Origin of the sequence: Roseibium sp. (genome assembly GCF_039982295.1) — a bacterium.
GTDB lineage: Bacteria > Pseudomonadota > Alphaproteobacteria > Rhizobiales > Stappiaceae > Roseibium.
This window is the reverse complement of the sequence record NZ_JBDWYP010000064.1, coordinates 69,076-85,733: the sequence shown is the minus strand read 5'-3', so window position 1 is coordinate 85,733 and position 16,658 is coordinate 69,076. Positions and strand designations below refer to the sequence as shown.

The following is a 16,658-nucleotide window of genomic DNA, read 5'->3' as shown; positions in this document are numbered from 1 at the left end:
CCTAGTCACCGCCACCGAACAGGTTTTTCAAGAGATTGAGTGGCCCGCCGCGGCTTTCTCCGGCAGGTGGTCTGATGACCTCGCCTTCCGCACCGACGTTTGACGGCGGTCTGGGCGCCTTGATCGACGGCGTTGCAACCGGAACACGGTAGTTGGCAACACCGGGCAGATCAGCAACCGGAAGCCCTTCATGAGCGCCTTCCATGGTCTTTTTCCAGGCCGTTGCCGGCAGAGAGCCGCCGGTGGCCTTTTTGGTCGGCGAATTGTTGTCGTTGCCGAACCAGACCGCTGTGGTTAGATTTCCGGTGTAACCGATAAACCAGGCGTCGCGGAAATCCTGACTTGTTCCCGTCTTGCCGCCTGCTGGCCGGTTGCCTTCCAGAAGGGCCTTCTTGCCTGTTCCCGTCAGCAGCGTTTCGCTCATCATGCGGTTCATTGCACCAACATGCTCGCGAGAGATCACCCGCCCGCGGCCATCTCCCTGGCGTGAGTAAAGCACCTTGCCGTCCATCGTCTTGATCCGGCGTACGACATGGGGAAGGACCCCGTAGCCGCCATTGGAGAAGGGAACATAGGCAGATGCAATTTCCAGCGGCGTCACCTCGGACGTGCCAAGGGCGATGGACAGGTTGGATTTCATGTCCGAGGAAATGCCCATGTTCCGGGCCGTCTGGATGATGGCTTTCGGTCCGACTTCATAGGCAAGCCGTGCGGCAACTGTGTTGAGCGACAGGCTGAGCGCCCGCGTCAGTGTCACGTTGCCGTAGTGCTTTTTTGAATAGTTCTGCGGCGACCACCCCCGGATGGTAATCGGCGCATCCTGCCGAACGGTCTCCGGCGTCATGCCCTTTTCCAGAGCGGCAAGATAGACGAAGGGCTTGAAAGAGGACCCGGGTTGCCGCTTGGCGTAGACGGCCCGGTTGAACTGGCTCTTCGAGTAGTCCGCACCGCCGACCAGTGCCTTGACCGCACCCGCGGTGTCCAGTGTGACGATCGCGCCCTGGCTAACGCCGAGTTTCGCGCTGTTTTCGGCAAGAGCGTCCCGCAGCGCATCTTCGGCGGCCCGCTGCATGGAAACATCAATGGTGGTGTCGACGATGATATCGGTATCAAAGGAGCCGACATAATGCGGCAGAACATCCATGACCCAGTCGGCGACGTAGTTTTCGCTGGCGGTGGTGTGTCGGCGGACCACTTTGGCCGGTGTTGCAAGAGCGTTTTTGGCCTCGTCGGCTGTAATGTAACCTTCCTCATGCATGGCCGCGAGCACCAATTGGGCGCGTTCTTCAGCAAGATCAGGGTTGTTGGCAGGAGAATAACGGGACGGAGCCTTCAAGAGTGCCGCGAGTGTCGCGGCTTCGGCCACAGTGACGAGACGCGCGGATTTGCCGAAATAGCGCCGCGCGGCAGCATCCACGCCATAGGCGCCTGCACCCAGATACACACGGTTGAGGTACATCTCCAGGATCTCGTCCTTCGAGAACTTTGCCTCCAGCCACAAGGACAGGACCAATTCCTGCATCTTGCGCTTCATGGTGCGGTCTGGTTCGAGAAACAGGTTCTTGGCCAACTGCTGTGTCAGCGTCGATCCACCCTGCCTCAAGGTTCCGGCGGTCAGATTGATGTAAACGGCCCGCACCAACCCGATGGGGTCGACGCCCAGATGAGAACGGAACCGCCGGTCTTCAATGGCAATCACCGCATTGGGCAGATAGGAGGGAAGCTGCTCAAGTCGCACTGCTTCCCCGCCGGTATCCCCGCGGTTGGCGAGAAGTGAACCGCTTGCGGAAACGATCTTTACGTTTGGCGGCCGTTGCGGCACCTGCCATTCGGACGTTGGCGGCAAATAGGCAGCATAGTAGCCAAGGATGCCAACGGCGAAAACAAGGCCCCAGATGCCCAGAACGCAGCCCCAGTAGAGGCCGCGGCGCATGAACCGTGTGATCCAGGAGCCGGACCTTTTGCTTGCAGCTGTCTTGCGGCTGCGCTTTCGCGTGGGATTTCGCGACTTTCCGCCACCTGTTCCACGCCCCGATCCACCGCCAGCGTTCTTGGCGGCGGGCTTGCGTCTCGCCGGCGCTTTGGTCGCCGGTTTTGTCGGCTTCTTCCGGGCTTTTTTGACGGTCGGTGTGGACGGGCGATCACGTTGTGATGGTCGCAAATCGAGCGCCGACGGGTCATACCCGTCTTCAAACCGCGGTTCGATCCGCTGTTTGCGCGCTGCCTTGCGTGCCATACCTTAAGATGTCCCGTCCAAACCCAGGCGAGTTGCCTTAAAATCCCCGGATGACTTTAAAATGCGGCGATTTAAGGGGGTGTTAAGGCTCCCGGTCACGAGCCGGTTCAGAAGAGCCGGTCGCGCGCGCTGGAGAATGGCGCCCAGTTCTGCTTTATCTGTTGCAAGAGCGGAGCTTTTTCCGCCTCGAAAGCAGAGCGAATGGAGCAAAAGGTGCCTAAAGCCTATTGGGTTGGCCGGATCGATGTGAAAGATCTCGAGGCTTACAAACAGTATGTCGCCGCAAATGCGGAACCTTTCGCCAAATATGGCGCGAAATTCCTTGTGCGGGCAGGACAGTTCGAGACCATGGAAGGCGGCTCGCGCACGCGGAATGTCGTAATCGAATTTCCGGACTATGCGACGGCGATGGCCTGTTACAAGTCGCCGGAGTATGAGCGGGCGAAAAGCTTTCGCGACCCCGTGTCAGATGGCGACCTGATCATTGTCGAGGGCTATGACGGACCACAGCCAGGCGATGGATAAATAGCCAATTGATGAATTGGCTGCCGGTGTCAGCTCGAGTAACGGCTGGCGTCGGCGCCGTAGTAATTCACATACCGGGCATTGAGATCAGAGACCGGCATGATGATCAGCACATCTGTTGTGCCGAACTGATGATCCACGACAGCGCCATCCCCGATATAGGCGCCAAGGCGAAGGTACCCCTTCACCAGCGGCGGGAGTGCACGAAGCGCCTGTTTCGGGTTCAGGGCATCCGCCTGAAGCCGGTTCATTTCCACATAACGGTCGTCGACGGCACGCACGCGCCATGCTTCGGGCGCGCGGGCGTTGTGATGTAGAAACGCGAGCTGATCGGCCATCATGTCCGGATTGGTGCCCTCGATTGACGCGCAGCCGAGCATGACGTCTATCTTGTGCTGCAGGACGTAGGACCAGATGCCATGCCAGAGCAGTTCGACGGTCTTCTTGTTCCTGTAAGGTTTGAGCACGCAGGAGCGGCCGAGTTCAAGGAAACGCTTGTCAGGATTTGCGTCGACGAGCGCCTGGATGTTGAATTCGCCAGACGTATAGAAACCGCCATGTCGATCCGCCACATCCTGACGGAGCAGGCGATAAGTGCCTACAATCTCGGGCTTCAGCCGACCCAGCTTGTTGCGTTTCAGTGAGTCGTGATCGATGACCAGCAAATGGTCGCAGAAGGCGTCGAAGGGATCAGCATCCCGGCGCATTGCCTGGGTCTGCGCATCGGCAATGGCCGACATTTCTTCATAAAAAACCTGATAGCGCAGTCGCTGGGCTTTCTTCACTTCCTTCGCGCTGCGTGCCAGACGCACTTCAAGGGCGCCGATCCGGCCAAGGCTCGCGTTCGCACTCTGAAAGCTGGACGCAACGCTTCTCGCACTTGCCGGTATCCAGCGTGGCGCAAGCGGCAAAGGCCGGCTGTTCGGTGAAAATTTTTGAACGAGTTTCCTCGGCGAAAACATGCCCGACCCCATCATGGACGTGCGGTCCTTTTTTATCTGCCGCGGCAGCGCGTTAACATCTCACGCAGAGCGAATTGTTTCAACAGGCCTTTTGCCTTTGCTACGACAGGATCTCGCGAACCAAAGTAGCAGGCTTTGACCGTGTCGTAGACCACATTTTTCCAACAGATAAATGACACCTGCCGAAACAGGAGCAGGCGCGTGAACCGTGGAGTTCAACTAAAAGCGCCGCCTGAGAAGAAAGCAAACGCGATTGCTTAGACGTCCGCGCGCGGCAGTGAGGTCAGCGCAGAGCTGATTGCTTCAGCAGAAAGCGGCTTCGTCAGATAACCAGCTGCGCCGGCCGCTGCGGCCTTGTCCCGTGCGTCCTGCATGACATCAGCGGTCACCATCAGAACCGGCACGGCGGGCCTACCGGCGGCAATTTCCTGGGCGCGGATCTGCTTGATCGCGCCAATTCCGTCGAGGCCAGGCATGTGAAGGTCCATCAGGATGGCATCAAACTGTGTTCGAGCCGCCGCTTCCACGGCTTTTTCGCCATCAATGACCATCACAGGTTCGTGGCCAAGTTTCCTGAGAAGCGCTTCGCTGAGGAGGCGATTGATGTCGTTGTCTTCCGCCACGAGGAGCCGCAAGGGCCGGGCGGGAGCAAGGGATGATTGTTTCAGGCTTCCCGCAGGTGTTGCAGTGGCCTCGATATCCCAGCAATGGCCGGCATCGGCGTCCTGAAGAAGGCCGGAGGTGACCTGGGACAGGGTTTCCATCCGCACAGGCCGGATCAGGTAGGCCGCATATCCAGCTTCGCGCAGACGTGTCAGCCGATCGCGCTCAGGCGGGGCCACGAGGACCACCGCAGGTGCTGAACAACCGGCCAGGCGCGCGGTTGCCAGCCATCCTCCCGCATCAGGGACGGAAGAATTGTCGATCAGGATCAGATCCGCGTCCGCCAGCCGGTCCTGCATGTCTGAACTTCCAGGCGCGACCAGATTCACCTGCGCCCCTTCCGCACCAAGGCGGGCGGCGAGCAAATGCGCCTCGATCTGTCCGGTGCTGACGAGCACCACGGATTTGCCCGACGTTGATACCTGTCCTGGGCTGCGCAGGGTTTCGGGAACCGGCAGGGAGACTATGAACCGGGCACCCTTGTGCGGGTCAGGTTCAGCGTAGATTCGACCGTTCATCAGCCCGGCAAGCCGCTGGGCGATCGCAAGTCCAAGACCCGTTCCGCCAAATTTGCGGGCAGGACCATGATCGACTTGCTCGAACTCCTGAAACAATCGATCAGCCTGATCCTTGTTGAAGCCTATGCCGGTGTCGCGGACGCAGATATCCAGAAAAGAGCCTCCGGCCGGATTGTGGCGGCCGTCGATCTCGACGGACACACCGCCTTCATCCGTGAACTTCACTCCGTTTCCAGCGAGGTTGAACAGGATTTGCCGTACGCGCGTTGCGTCCAGCGTGACCAGATCAGGCAGGGCTGGGTCAATGCGGGTGCCGATTTCGAGCCCTTTTGCATGTGCCTTGGGGGCAAGCAATTCGACGACATTTTCTGCAAGGCCGGCGAGCGCGGTCGGGCCCGTTTGAATTTCAAGTTTCCCTGCTTCCACCTTCGAGAAATCGAGCACCTCATCGATCAGCAGCAGAAGCGTTTCACCAGAGGTCTCCAAGGCGCTGATATAGGCGGTCTGTTCCTTGGTAACACGGGTGTCGCGCAGGAGCGCAGCCATGCCAAGAATGCCATTTAGCGGAGTGCGGATCTCATGGCTCACCGTCGCCAGAAAACGGGATTTGGCTTCGTTCGAATTCTCTGCCGAATGCCTTGCGGCCAGCAATTCATCCTCGATCATGCGGCGGTCGGTAACATCGCGTAAAACCGTCTGGATGAGGGGCTGTTCTGTAGAGGTGTCGCGCACGCTCACGTCAATTCGCGAAAACCAACGGGTTCCGTGATTGGTTTCCAGCATGACGTCGCCGAAGCCGCCTTCGGAATCTTCACGGGGATGGCCACCTGCCATTCCTGCCTGTTTTACCCTTGGCAGGGTCAGTGGCAGGCCAATGATAGGACCTTGCCTATTGCCGAAAGCTTCAAGTGCGGCTGTGTTTGCGTAGACGACCGTGCTGTCCGTATCGCGCCGAATGACGATGTCGCCAAGGGTCGACAGAATGCTCGCCTGCCGTTCGTCGCTTTCCCCCAGTTCCCAAGTGCGGTCTTCGAGCTCTTCACAACGGGCCTGAAGCATCTTGATTCGCGTGTCTTTCGCGGCAAGTCCCTCTGCGGCGCGGTGTTGGTCATCGGCCAGCAGCCGCCAGACTGCCATGGCGCCGGCAAAAAAAGCCAAGGCAACCGCGATCAACCGCGTCGAGGGCGAGCCGACAAGCATGAAAGCACCGAGCGTTCCGCCGGCAGCACCCACTGCCGAGAGCATGAGAAGCCGCTTTGAAGGGGTGTTAACGGCTGAAATCGCCGATTTTGCTGAATCCGCTTCCTCGCTGTGATCAGAAAGTGTGGACGCTCCGACCTGGATGCGACGGGCGCTGGGCCAGACTTTTTCCCTCAGTTCACGCGGCCCTCGACGGGCTTCCAGGTTTTCAGCCGACCTGGGATCATTGCGGTTCAACTCGCCTGTAGCGGATTCGGGCGCCAAATCGGCGCGGTCAATCAAATCCTGCCGTCTGCTGGCGCGTTTGGTGTTCTGGCTTGCCAAGGACCGATACTCTCTACTTGGTCACTAAGAACCAGCAGTGTCGCGGACAACCTTTGAGAAACCGTTTCTTTCCAGGTTCGGCCTTTCTCCTTGTTCAAGCTGCCTGTCTTGCGAGATCCTGACCACGGTAGCTCAAGGCTTCCGCCAGATGAATTCGCCCAACCGTGTCGAGCCCATCAAGGTCCGCAAGGGTGCGAGCCAGCTTCAGGACTCGGTGGTATCCACGGGCGCTGAGGGCAAGGCTCTTTGCTGCATCATGCAGGAATTGCAGACCGCCCGGATCTGGTGCTGCAATCGTTTCGATCACGGATGCAGGGGCTTCCGCGTTGGTCGAGGCAGAAACGCCAAGGCTCAGAAAGCGTTCACGCTGGATCCGCCTTGCCTCCGCCACGCGTGCGCCGACAGCTGCGGAGGTCTCGGACGCCGTTGGTGTGATCAAGTCTGCGGCAGTCACGGCTGGCACATCAATCCTGAGATCGATCCGGTCGAGAAGCGGCCCCGACACACGAGCCTGATACTCGCTTGCGCAGCGGGCGCCGCGCCGGCATTGGTGGCCGGGTTCCCCTGCGTACCCGCATCGGCAGGGGTTCATCGCGGCGATGAGCTGAATACGTGCGGGGTAGGACACCCGATGATTGGCCCGGGCGATCACGGCCTCGCCGCTTTCCAGCGGCTGGCGCAGGCTGTCGAGCACCTGGGGATTGAATTCGGGCAATTCGTCTAGAAAAAGAACGCCGTTGTGGGCTAGGGACACCTCGCCGGGTTTAGCCTTGATGCCGCCGCCGACCAATGCGGCCATGGAGGCAGAATGATGTGGCGCGCGAAATGGCCTGCGATCGGTCAGTCGACCGTCTGCGAGCTCGCCGGCGAGTGACGAAATCATTGAGACTTCAAGAAGTTCACGCGGTCTGAGCGGTGGCAAGATCGAGGGAAGGCGACTGGCGAGCATGGATTTACCGGCCCCCGGAGGGCCACTCATGAGCAGATTGTGGCCGCCAGCCGCGGCAATTTCCAGTGCCCGCTTGGCGGTCTCCTGGCCTCTGACCTCGCCAAGATCGGGCAGGTTGTTTGGGGTACCCTGAAGTTTTGGCGAGGGTCGTGACAGTACCTGTGTGCCCTTGAAATGGTTGGCGAGCTGGATCAGGGATACAGGCGCCAGGATGTCCATGTCTGCATCTGCCCAAGCGGCTTCTGCGCCGCAGGCCGCTGGACAAATCAGCCCCTTGCCGATGGTATTGGCGCCCATGGCAGCTGGCAGAACGCCCGCGACCGGTGCAAGACGGCCATCCAGGCCCAATTCGCCCAGAACCGCATAGGCGCCAAGCATGTCTGCGGGAATTGCGCCAATGGCGGCCATAACCCCGAGCGCAATCGGCAGGTCATAGTGGGACCCCTCCTTGGGAAGATCGGCAGGTGCAAGGTTGACGGTCACGCGTTTCGCAGGAAGGGCCAGACCCGAAGCATGGAGGGCGGCTCGCACCCGTTCCCGGCTTTCGCCGACCGCCTTGTCGGGCAGCCCAACGATCGTGAAGGCAACCATGCCGGGCCCAACCTGAACCTGAACGTCGACGGGCAGGGCATCGATGCCCTGAAAGGCAACAGTCGTCACACGGCTTACCATAACGCGCCTCCACCAAAGATTGCATTTGACGCTAGGACACTTTTACAAAAATAACAAGAACGAAAAAAGAACAAAAAGCGAGATACGTCGATCTTGCGAGCGCGATGCAAAATACTGATGGGTGAGAAAGAAAACCCCCGCATCGCTTTATTTTGGCTATGCTGGGGCACAAATCCATTCAAACTGGAAGTACATCATGGCCCATCCGCCCCGCCGTTCCACAAGTGCCGTCGACAAGGCGGAGGCACTGTTTAAGAAAGCCACGACAAAGCCGGTCGACGAAGCGCCCAAGGCCCAGACGTCGGCCATTCCGGTCGGCAAAGAGACCGTGTCCGTCCGTCTCGACAATGATGTCCTGGCATATTTTCAGGAAGACGGCCCCGGCTGGCAGGACCGCATCAATGCGGCCCTTAGAAAGGCGGCCGGGCTGAGTTAGCCAAGCAAACCCCTTCCTGTTTTACAGGGCGTGCCAAGGCAAATATGGGAACACATCCGGAGTGTCGGCGTTGCTGTCAGAAGTGCCTGACCCCAACCCGATGTTCCCGGAGATGAGCTATGCACGGCTCCTATACTCGTTTTTTCGCAATGATCGCCACTTCGACAGCGGTCATGCTCGCCCTGATGTATCTGAACACCTACGCGCTCGATCACGTCTTCTTCAGTGAGACGAGGGTTTACATGGCGCTGTATATGGGTGCAGCGATGATGGTGGTGATGCTCGCCTTCATGCTGCACATGTACCGGAATCGCACCGCCAACATTGCGATCTTTGCTGCTGCTGTGGTGATTTTCTCCGGCGCGCTTTATTTGGTCCGGTCGCAGGAAACCATTCAGGACACTGCCTGGATGAAGGCAATGATCCCACACCACTCGATCGCGATCCTCACCAGCCGTCGCGCGGAACTTTCCGATCCGCGCGTCCGCGACCTTGCTGAGCGGATTGTTGAGGCCCAGGTCAAGGAGATTGCAGAGATGAAGGCGCTGATCGCAGATCTTGAAGGCAAGACGAATGAACGCCAGGCCGTATCCGCGAATTGAGTGATTTCAGCGCCTCCATGATGGTTGCGCTCGCAGGGCATACCGCCACATCCGATCATCCGGTAAGGCCCAGAGGCATTTCAACCCCTAATGCGCCTCGTCCCAATTGTCGGCGGCGCGGGCGTCCACCTGGAGCGGGACCGAGAGCTGGAGCACGGGCTCGCAGGCCTTTTCCATGACTTCGCGGACCAGCGGGATCGTGGCGTCCACTTGATCTTCCGGAACCTCGAAGATCAGTTCGTCATGCACCTGCAGGAGCATTTGCGCGTCGAGCTTTGATCTGGACAGCCGGTCTTCCATGCGAACCATCGCGCGGCGCAAGATATCGGCGGCAGATCCCTGGATCGGCGCGTTGATCGCGGCCCGCTCATAGAAAGAACGCATGTTCGGGTTCTTCGTGTTGACCTCGGGATAATGCGCTTTGCGTCCGAAGATGGTCGTCACATAGCCGTTGGCATGGACGTCCTTCTTGACCGTCTCCATATAATCCTTGATGCCCGGGAAACGCTCGAAGTAGGTCTTGATGTAGTCGCTGGCTTCGCCGCGGCCGATGCCAAGCTGATTGGCCAGGCCGAACGCGGAAATACCGTAGATGATACCGAAGTTGATGGCCTTAGCCTGACGGCGCACCATCGGATCCATGCCTTCAATCGGCGCACCGAACATCTCGCTGGCGGTCATGGCGTGAATGTCGAGACCATCCTCGAAGGCTTTTTTCAGCTGCGGGATGTCGGCCATATGGGCCAGCACTCGCAGTTCGATCTGGCTGTAGTCGGCCGAAATCAGCTTGTGGCCCTTTTCGGCGACGAAGGCCTTGCGGATCTTGCGGCCTTCTTCGGTGCGAATCGGAATGTTCTGAAGGTTCGGCTCGGAAGAGGAGAGACGCCCCGTGGTGGTCGCGGCCAGGGAATAGGAGGTGTGAACCCGGTTTGTCTCCGGATTGATGAAGCCCGGAAGCGCGTCGGAATAGGTGGACTTCAGTTTGGACAGCTGCCGCCAGGACACGATGCGTGATGGCAGTTCGTGGCCTTCGGCTGCCAGGTCTTCGAGCACGGAAGCAGACGTCGACCAGGCACCGGTCTTGGTCTTCTTGCCGCCCGGAAGCCCCATCTTGCCAAACAGAATATCGCCCAGCTGCTTGGGAGAGCCAATGTTGAAGCTCTCACCCGCAAGATCCCGGATTTCGTCTTCCAGAGCGGCCATGCCCTGGGCAAAGTCGCCAGACAGGCGAGAGAGCATCTGCCGGTCGACGGAGATGCCGCGTTTTTCCATCCGGCCCAGAACCGGCACCATGGGCCGTTCAAGTGTTTCATAGACCGTGGCCATGTGCTCGGAGGCAAGTCTTGGCTTCAGCACCTGCCAAAGGCGCAGGGTGACATCGGCGTCTTCTGCGGCATAGGCGGTGGCCTTGTCGATTACCACCTTGTCGAAGGTGATCATCGACTTTCCGGACCCGCAGATTTCCTTGAACGGGATGGGCTTGTGGCCGAGCCAGCGTTCTGACAGCTCGTCCATGCCGTTGCCGCCTTTTCCCGCATCCAGCGCGTAGGACAGCAGCATCGTGTCGTCGGCAGGGCCGATGTCGATGCCGTGGCGGATCATCACCAGCCAGTCGTACTTGAGGTTCTGCGCAATCTTCAGAACGCTGGGGTCTTCCAGCATGGGCTTCAACGCAGCAAGCGCGTCATCCATAGGGATCTGACCGGCCACGAGACCGCCACCGCCCAGAAGGTCGCCTTCGCCGTCGACATGGCCCAGCGGCACGTAACAGGCCTTGCCCGCAATGGAGCAGAGAGACAGCCCGACAAGGTCTGCCTGCATTGCGTCCAGGGATGTCGTTTCCGTATCAAAGGCGACATGGCCAGTTTCATAGGCTTCCGCGATCCATTCCTTCAGCCTGTCGAGCGTTGTGACGGTCTCATAGGCGCTGGCGTCAATCACAGTTGCGCGCGCAGCTTCCGCCCGTGCTTCGGCCACGGTCTGCGGAACCATCATGCCTTTCGGCAGATCGACGGCACCCCCGCCGGCGGCAGAGGCGGGTTTGGCAGCAGGCGCGGCATGTTCGACAAGGCGACCCTTATGATCAGGCACATCCCAGCCCGGCACCTGGAAGTCGGCCGGCTCGATGTTGGCAACTTCCGCGCCAGTGGTCTCGGCAACGCGCTTGGTCAGCGTTGTGAAGCCCATGGTCTTTAGAAAGCCGACTGCCTTGGGGCCGTCCAGGTCGGTCACCGAAAGATGCGTCACCGGCACGTCGACCGGCACATCCTGTTTGAGGGTGACGAGCTGTTTGGAAACACGTGCCTGATCGGCGAATTCGATAAGGTTTTCGCGCCGCTTGTTCTGCTTGATCTCGCTGGCGCGGGACAAAAGTGTTTCCAGGTCACCATATTCATTGATCAACAGTGCGGCGGTCTTCAGGCCAATGCCCGGCACGCCGGGGACATTGTCGACGCTGTCGCCTGCCAGCGACTGGACCTCGATCACCTTGTCCGGACCAACGCCGAACTTCTCGAAGACTTCTTCTTCGCCGAAGATCTTGTTCTTCATGGTGTCGATCATGCCCACCTTCGGGCCGATCAGCTGCATGAGATCCTTGTCGCCGGAAACGATCGTCACCCGTGCGCCCATTTCTGCGGCCTGCACGGCGTAGGTCGCGATCAGATCGTCGGCCTCATAGCCTTCCTGCTCGACGGAATGGACCGAAAAAGCGCGTGTTGCCTGACGGATGAGGCCGAACTGAGGGATGAGGTCCTCGGGCGGTTCGGGCCGCTGCGCCTTGTACTCAGGATAGATGTCCGAGCGGAATGTCTTTGAGGAATGGTCGAAAATCACCGCGAAATGTGTCGGCTCATCGCCCTTCTCCGGCGTGAGACCTTCCTGCAGGAGCTTCCACAGCATGTTGCAGAAGCCCGACACGGCACCCACAGGCAGCCCGTCCGGCTTGCGCGTCAGTGGCGGCAACGCGTGATAGGCGCGGAAAATGAAGGTAGAGCCATCGACCAGGATCAGGTGGTCATCAGCGGTGAGCGCGGGAAGGGAGTTCTCTGTCGACATGGCGTGGATCATGCCTGCAAGGCGACCGTGAGAAAAGACCTAATCCAACCTGTCCGCAGCCGATTGAGCTTATTCCGCCGGTTGCAGTCGTGTCTTTGGAGCCAAGGTTCCCGGCAAATAAGCCCACGTCGGCCGTCGGAACAGGAACCAGCCGAAATTGGTCTTTTGGATCATCCAGAGCAGGATCATCGGACTGATCACGGAAACTGCCGTGACAATGAGCGACATGGTGCCGATATCCAGAAAGCCAAGCTTTAGGAGCACGACGCGCATAACACCCATCGGGAAGAAGAACGCCAGATAGATAACGATGGAATTTGCGCCAAAATGGGAGAGAGAACTGAACCGACCTGATTCGGTGATCAATGTACTGGTCAGAACGATGGCACCTGCGCCCGCTGCTCCAAGCGCCAGTGAGATGATGGGGAGACCGGACCAGCCGGCAGCGACCAGGCCACCGTTGATCAGAGCCCAGATGGCAAGCGCTGTCAGACTGAGCGGCATGCGCGCCCTGGCCCAATCGGCAAGCTGGAAAATCTTCGGTGCGAAGATGTAGCCCGCATAAAAATAGACGAAGCGCGAGGCAAATTCATCGACGAGAAGCCAGCCTGTGTGGATTGGCGCAGTCTGCAGAAATGCGGCGATGCCTAAAATCAGCTGCCACGGCAGACCCTTGTCGTGCGCCAGCTTACAAACCACGAAGAAGACCGGCAGCATATAGATGAACCACAGCGTGCCGAACGGCTGAATGAAGCTGGCGAAGTAGTATTGAACCGCGCCAAGCCAGCCGAGGTCCGCGGAAAAGACAGGCGCTTTGACGGCGAATTGGATTGTCATCCAGAGCACATAGAAATAGGCGAAATGAACGACTTTCCGGTCGAGATAGAGACGCCAGTCGCGTTTGATGACATTCGACAGGAACAGTCCGGAAATCAGAAAGAAGTCCGGCATGCGGAAAGGCGCGGCAAAGGCGACGATGGCATGCATCCATCCGGTTTCGCCTGCTGCGGCCTCGACGCCCAGCACGGAATGCATCATCACCACAAAAATGATGCAGATACCCTTGGCCGTATCGACCCAGTCAATGCGCGTCGAAGACATCCGCGCCGCCTCGCCCTTGGTTCAAATCTTCGCAAATCTTACAGGGCGCGCGCTGAAGAGGGGTTAAGAGGAGTGGTTAAGTGGGCGCCAAAACCGGCGTTCCACGTCACAATGGTGTGAGGAGCCTTTGCGGAAACTCTCAGGATCCGGGCTTGTCGTCACCAGACCACGGGCTGATACGGGGAGCACCCGTCTGCGACTTCTCGTCTTCCGTTCGGCTCCAGTCGCCTTCGTCCAGATCCACGACGCCTTCTTCACCCCGGCGCATGGCTCCACCTTCGACAATCGTGACATTGGCCCGGGCAATGATGAAACGGGCGACAGCATCGCGCACCGGAGGAACAAACAGCAAAAGGCCGATCGCGTCGGTGACGAAGCCGGGGATCAAAAGGAAGAGGCTGGCCAGAACGATCAATGCGCCATGCATCATGTCTCGCCCGGGCACCCGGCCTGCATCCATCTCGCTCTGCATTCGCATGATCAGAGACAAGCCCTGCTGCCGCAGCATGATCGTGCCTGCCACGGCCGTCAGGACAGTCAGGATCACTGTTGGCAGAACGCCAATGGCGCTGCCCACCTGGATGAACACCGCGATTTCGATCAGCGGCAGCAGAATGATGATTGCAAGAATATAAAGGGCCACGAAGTTTCCGTCGTCTCTGTGTTACTCTGGCTAAAGGTAGTCATCTAGGCTAGGGATTGCGAGGGGTTTGCGCCTCGCAAATGAACCTTTGTCAAATTACTGTCTTGCCCTTGGCTCTGGATGCTGGTTCAAGGGCACCTACATAGGACATAACGCCTGCACTTCAGGGTTGGCACGGCTTTCGAGCCTGATGCCGTCCGAAGTGCTACGACAGGATAGCCGGTAGCACGAAATGAACGAAATTTTCGACGTTTACAACATCATCTTCCTGGCGCTGGCTGTGTTCATCATCTTCCGCTTGCGGTCGGTGCTGGGCAAGCGTACCGGCAACGAACGTCCGCCGTTCGATCCCTATTCCAAGTCCGACAGGCAGGATCAGGATGCCGGACCGGCTGGAGATGCAGACAGCGACGACAACGTAATTCCGCTGCCAGGTCAAAACGCACCACAGTCCGAGCGTCTGGACCAGGGCCAGAACGATGACGTCGTGATCGAAAAGGTCGCGCCGGCTGGCTCCGCTCTCAATGAAGCGCTTCGTCAGATTCTCTCTGCCGACCGTAGCTTCGAGCCGGGGCCGTTTGTTGAAGGTGCCAAGGCAGCCTACGAGATGATCGTCATGGCTTTTGCCGATGGCGACCGCAAAGCCCTGAAATCGCTTCTTTCCAAGGACGTCTACGAGGGTTTTGTTTCTGCCATCGATGACCGCGAGAAGCGCGGCGAAACCATCGAATCGACCTTCGTCGGCATCGACAAGGCCGAAATCGTGGAAGCAGCTCTCAAGGGCACCCAGGCGCAGGTAACCGTGAAGGTTCAGAGCCAGTTGATTTCTGCCACTCGCGACAAGTCCGGTGAGATTGTTGACGGCGACCCAAGCAAGGTTACCGAGGTCATCGACATCTGGACGTTTGCGCGCGACACCTCTTCGCGCGACCCGAACTGGAAACTTGTTGCTACCGAATCCGCAGAGTAATGCGGCAGGGTTCCGGACGGCGCGTCCGCGCGGGACTTCTTGGCTTTTGTCTTGGTGTCGGGGCGCTCTTGATGGTGACGGAAGAAACCGAAGCCGCTCCGGTCGGCAAGACTCCAGACGGATTTGTAGAGACCAACTTTGATGCTCTGCCGGGCTGGGCGGACGACAGTCACGCCGATGCCCTGTCGGCGTTTCTTCGCTTTTGCCGATCCTCGGGAACGCTTTTTGCCAAGGGCCCGATTCACCTGTCTGCTGAGCGGGCAGGGGAAATTTGCAAGAGCGCTCTGGCGGCCGAAGGCGCGGGCCATGCCGCGGCAAGGGCGTTCTTTGAAGCCGAGTTCATCCCTCATGTGATTGACGCAAAAGGCTTTGTGACCGGTTACTATGAGCCGGAACTGGCTGCATCCCGGACACAAAGCGACGCCTTCCCCGCACCGCTCTTGAAAGCACCTGAGGGTCTGGTCCAGATCACGCGCAGCAATCGCCCGAGGAATTGGCCGGAAGAGCTCAGCCATGGTCGGCAAAGCGCCGAGGGGATCGTTCCATTGCCCGACCGCCCGGCGATCATGGCGGGCGCATTGGCGGACGAAAGTCTGGATCTTGTCTATCTTTCAGATCCGGTAGAGGCGTTCTTCGTCCATGTTCAAGGTTCCGCACGACTGCGGCTGACCGATGGCACAGCGATGCGCGTCGGCTATGCCGGAAAGACCGGTCACCCCTACACATCGGTGGCGCGTGTCCTTGTGAATCGCGGCGAAGGAACCCCTGAGCAGCTTACTATGACTGGCCTGCGCAAGTGGTTCGCGGAAAACCCCGATGGCCGTGACGAGCTTCTAGGCCAGAACCGTTCCTATATTTTCTTCCGTGAAGTCGAGATCGAAGATCCAAGAGATGGTCCGATTGGCGCAGCCGGGTTGCCTCTCGTCGCCGGGCGCAGCTTGGCCGTGGATCTCTCGCATCTATCGCTTGGTCTGCCGATCTTTCTTGAAACGAGCTTGTCAGACGTCAAGGGCCTGTCGGATGTCGAGGGACTAAAGGCTGATTTTCGCAGACTGGTGATTGCCGATGATACTGGTTCATCGATCAAGGGCGCGGCGCGGGGTGACCTTTTTGTTGGTTCCGGACTGGCTGCGGGTCGAATTGCCGGCGACATCCGGCATGCAGGGCGCATGATGGTGCTGCTGCCCAAGTCTGCCAAATCAGAGCGCAGCGATAGATGAAACCGACGAAAAAGCGCAAAAAGGGGCAGCTAACCGCCGAGGACAGGGAGCTTTGGGCCAAGGTTACGAAAACGCTGACACCCATGCACCCCCAGGCCTCACAACCGGTCGAGCCTGAAGACTTTTCAGAGATGCTTGACGGCAAGAAACAGGCGGAAAAGCCCAAGCCGAGCACTGAAACGGCTATCCGGACGCCACCTAAAGCGCCCAAGCCGGCCGCACCACTTCCGCTTCATCAGCTCGAACATCGCTACCGCAAGAAACTGGTTCGAGGCGTGAAATCTATCGATGGCCGCATTGATCTGCATGGCCTCACCCAGCATCAGGCCCATGACCGCCTGCGTGGATTTTTGTATGAAGCTCAGGCTTCGGGCTACAAGGTCGTGCTGGTGATCACGGGCAAGGGCGGGCGTGGCGAAAGCGGCGGCTTTATGGATGAGCGCGGCGTTCTGCGCCGGGTTGTGCCACAATGGCTGGCGATGCCGGACATGAGGTCCCTCGTAATCGGCTATGAAGAGGCGCATGTGACCCATGGTGGGTCAGGTGCGCTTTACGTGCGTATCCGGAGACGGAGGTGAGA

Annotated in this window: 13 protein-coding genes; 6 read left to right on the top strand and 7 right to left on the bottom strand. The window is 59.1% G+C overall.

Translation table 11 applies throughout. The features are described from left to right. Position 1: 1 nt before the first annotated feature. Positions 2-2,236, bottom strand: coding sequence for a transglycosylase domain-containing protein (locus ABJZ52_RS13280; protein WP_348200102.1), 2,235 nt, complete (start codon positions 2,234-2,236; stop codon positions 2-4). A gap of 213 nt (positions 2,237-2,449) precedes the next feature. Here ABJZ52_RS13280 and ABJZ52_RS13275 point away from each other — a divergent pair, with 213 nt between their 5' ends. Beyond that, a complete protein-coding gene (locus ABJZ52_RS13275) occupies positions 2,450-2,761 on the top strand; it encodes a DUF1330 domain-containing protein (RefSeq protein WP_348190253.1) in 312 nt (103 codons plus the stop codon). Positions 2,762-2,790: 29 nt separating this feature from the next. On the opposite strand, the gene ABJZ52_RS13270 is transcribed toward ABJZ52_RS13275, so the two are convergent. From ABJZ52_RS13270 to ABJZ52_RS13260, 3 genes are all read right to left on the bottom strand, one after another. Next, positions 2,791-3,723 (bottom strand): GNAT family N-acetyltransferase, encoded by a 933-nt coding sequence (locus tag ABJZ52_RS13270; protein ID WP_348190251.1) that lies wholly within the window; start codon positions 3,721-3,723, stop codon positions 2,791-2,793. A 257-nt stretch (positions 3,724-3,980) separates the two neighbouring features. Next, positions 3,981-6,428 (bottom strand): response regulator, encoded by a 2,448-nt coding sequence (locus ABJZ52_RS13265; RefSeq protein WP_348336738.1) that lies wholly within the window; start codon positions 6,426-6,428, stop codon positions 3,981-3,983. A 94-nt stretch (positions 6,429-6,522) separates the two neighbouring features. After that, the gene (locus ABJZ52_RS13260) at positions 6,523-8,049 is read right to left on the bottom strand and encodes a YifB family Mg chelatase-like AAA ATPase (protein ID WP_348190248.1); all 1,527 of its coding nucleotides are present in this window, start codon (positions 8,047-8,049) and stop codon (positions 6,523-6,525) included. A gap of 196 nt (positions 8,050-8,245) precedes the next feature. Here ABJZ52_RS13260 and ABJZ52_RS13255 point away from each other — a divergent pair, with 196 nt between their 5' ends. After that, positions 8,246-8,485, top strand: coding sequence for a BrnA antitoxin family protein (locus ABJZ52_RS13255; RefSeq protein ID WP_348190246.1), 240 nt, complete (start codon positions 8,246-8,248; stop codon positions 8,483-8,485). A gap of 119 nt (positions 8,486-8,604) precedes the next feature. Next, the gene (locus ABJZ52_RS13250; RefSeq protein WP_348190244.1) at positions 8,605-9,087 is read left to right on the top strand and encodes a DUF305 domain-containing protein; all 483 of its coding nucleotides are present in this window, start codon (positions 8,605-8,607) and stop codon (positions 9,085-9,087) included. An 87-nt stretch (positions 9,088-9,174) separates the two neighbouring features. Here ABJZ52_RS13250 and polA read toward each other — a convergent pair whose 3' ends face one another. The 3 genes from polA to ABJZ52_RS13235 all read right to left on the bottom strand — a co-directional run bounded on the left by polA (position 9,175) and on the right by ABJZ52_RS13235 (position 13,888). After that, positions 9,175-12,156, bottom strand: coding sequence for a DNA polymerase I (gene polA / locus ABJZ52_RS13245; protein ID WP_348190242.1), 2,982 nt, complete (start codon positions 12,154-12,156; stop codon positions 9,175-9,177). A 57-nt stretch (positions 12,157-12,213) separates the two neighbouring features. Then, positions 12,214-13,245, bottom strand: coding sequence for an acyltransferase family protein (locus tag ABJZ52_RS13240; RefSeq protein WP_348190240.1), 1,032 nt, complete (start codon positions 13,243-13,245; stop codon positions 12,214-12,216). A 139-nt stretch (positions 13,246-13,384) separates the two neighbouring features. After that, a complete protein-coding gene (locus tag ABJZ52_RS13235) occupies positions 13,385-13,888 on the bottom strand; it encodes an FxsA family protein (protein ID WP_348190238.1) in 504 nt (167 codons plus the stop codon). Positions 13,889-14,120: 232 nt separating this feature from the next. On the opposite strand from ABJZ52_RS13235, the gene ABJZ52_RS13230 reads away from it, so the two are divergent. Genes ABJZ52_RS13230 through ABJZ52_RS13220 form a run of 3 tightly spaced genes read left to right on the top strand, consistent with a single transcriptional unit; the run spans position 14,121 to position 16,656 of the window. Next, positions 14,121-14,858: a Tim44/TimA family putative adaptor protein gene (locus ABJZ52_RS13230; protein WP_153771690.1), complete on the top strand. Its 738-nt coding sequence runs from the start codon at positions 14,121-14,123 to the stop codon at positions 14,856-14,858. Next, the gene (locus ABJZ52_RS13225) at positions 14,858-16,078 is read left to right on the top strand and encodes an MltA domain-containing protein (RefSeq protein WP_348190236.1); all 1,221 of its coding nucleotides are present in this window, start codon (positions 14,858-14,860) and stop codon (positions 16,076-16,078) included. Before ABJZ52_RS13230 ends, ABJZ52_RS13225 begins: the two co-directional genes overlap by 1 nt. Beyond that, positions 16,075-16,656 (top strand): Smr/MutS family protein, encoded by a 582-nt coding sequence (locus tag ABJZ52_RS13220; protein ID WP_348190234.1) that lies wholly within the window; start codon positions 16,075-16,077, stop codon positions 16,654-16,656. Before ABJZ52_RS13225 ends, ABJZ52_RS13220 begins: the two co-directional genes overlap by 4 nt. Positions 16,657-16,658: the final 2 nt, after the last annotated feature.

Coding starts and splice junctions, on each gene's coding strand:
- ABJZ52_RS13280 (WP_348200102.1), bottom strand. CDS start 2,236: ATGGCACGCAAGGCAGCGCGCAAACAGCGGATCGAACCGCGGTTTGAA.
- ABJZ52_RS13270 (WP_348190251.1), bottom strand. CDS start 3,723: ATGTTTTCGCCGAGGAAACTCGTTCAAAAATTTTCACCGAACAGCCGG.
- ABJZ52_RS13260 (WP_348190248.1), bottom strand. CDS start 8,049: ATGGTAAGCCGTGTGACGACTGTTGCCTTTCAGGGCATCGATGCCCTG.
- ABJZ52_RS13255 (WP_348190246.1), top strand. CDS start 8,246: ATGGCCCATCCGCCCCGCCGTTCCACAAGTGCCGTCGACAAGGCGGAG.
- ABJZ52_RS13250 (WP_348190244.1), top strand. CDS start 8,605: ATGCACGGCTCCTATACTCGTTTTTTCGCAATGATCGCCACTTCGACA.
- polA (WP_348190242.1), bottom strand. CDS start 12,156: ATGATCCACGCCATGTCGACAGAGAACTCCCTTCCCGCGCTCACCGCT.
- ABJZ52_RS13240 (WP_348190240.1), bottom strand. CDS start 13,245: ATGTCTTCGACGCGCATTGACTGGGTCGATACGGCCAAGGGTATCTGC.
- ABJZ52_RS13230 (WP_153771690.1), top strand. CDS start 14,121: ATGAACGAAATTTTCGACGTTTACAACATCATCTTCCTGGCGCTGGCT.
- ABJZ52_RS13225 (WP_348190236.1), top strand. CDS start 14,858: ATGCGGCAGGGTTCCGGACGGCGCGTCCGCGCGGGACTTCTTGGCTTT.
- ABJZ52_RS13220 (WP_348190234.1), top strand. CDS start 16,075: ATGAAACCGACGAAAAAGCGCAAAAAGGGGCAGCTAACCGCCGAGGAC.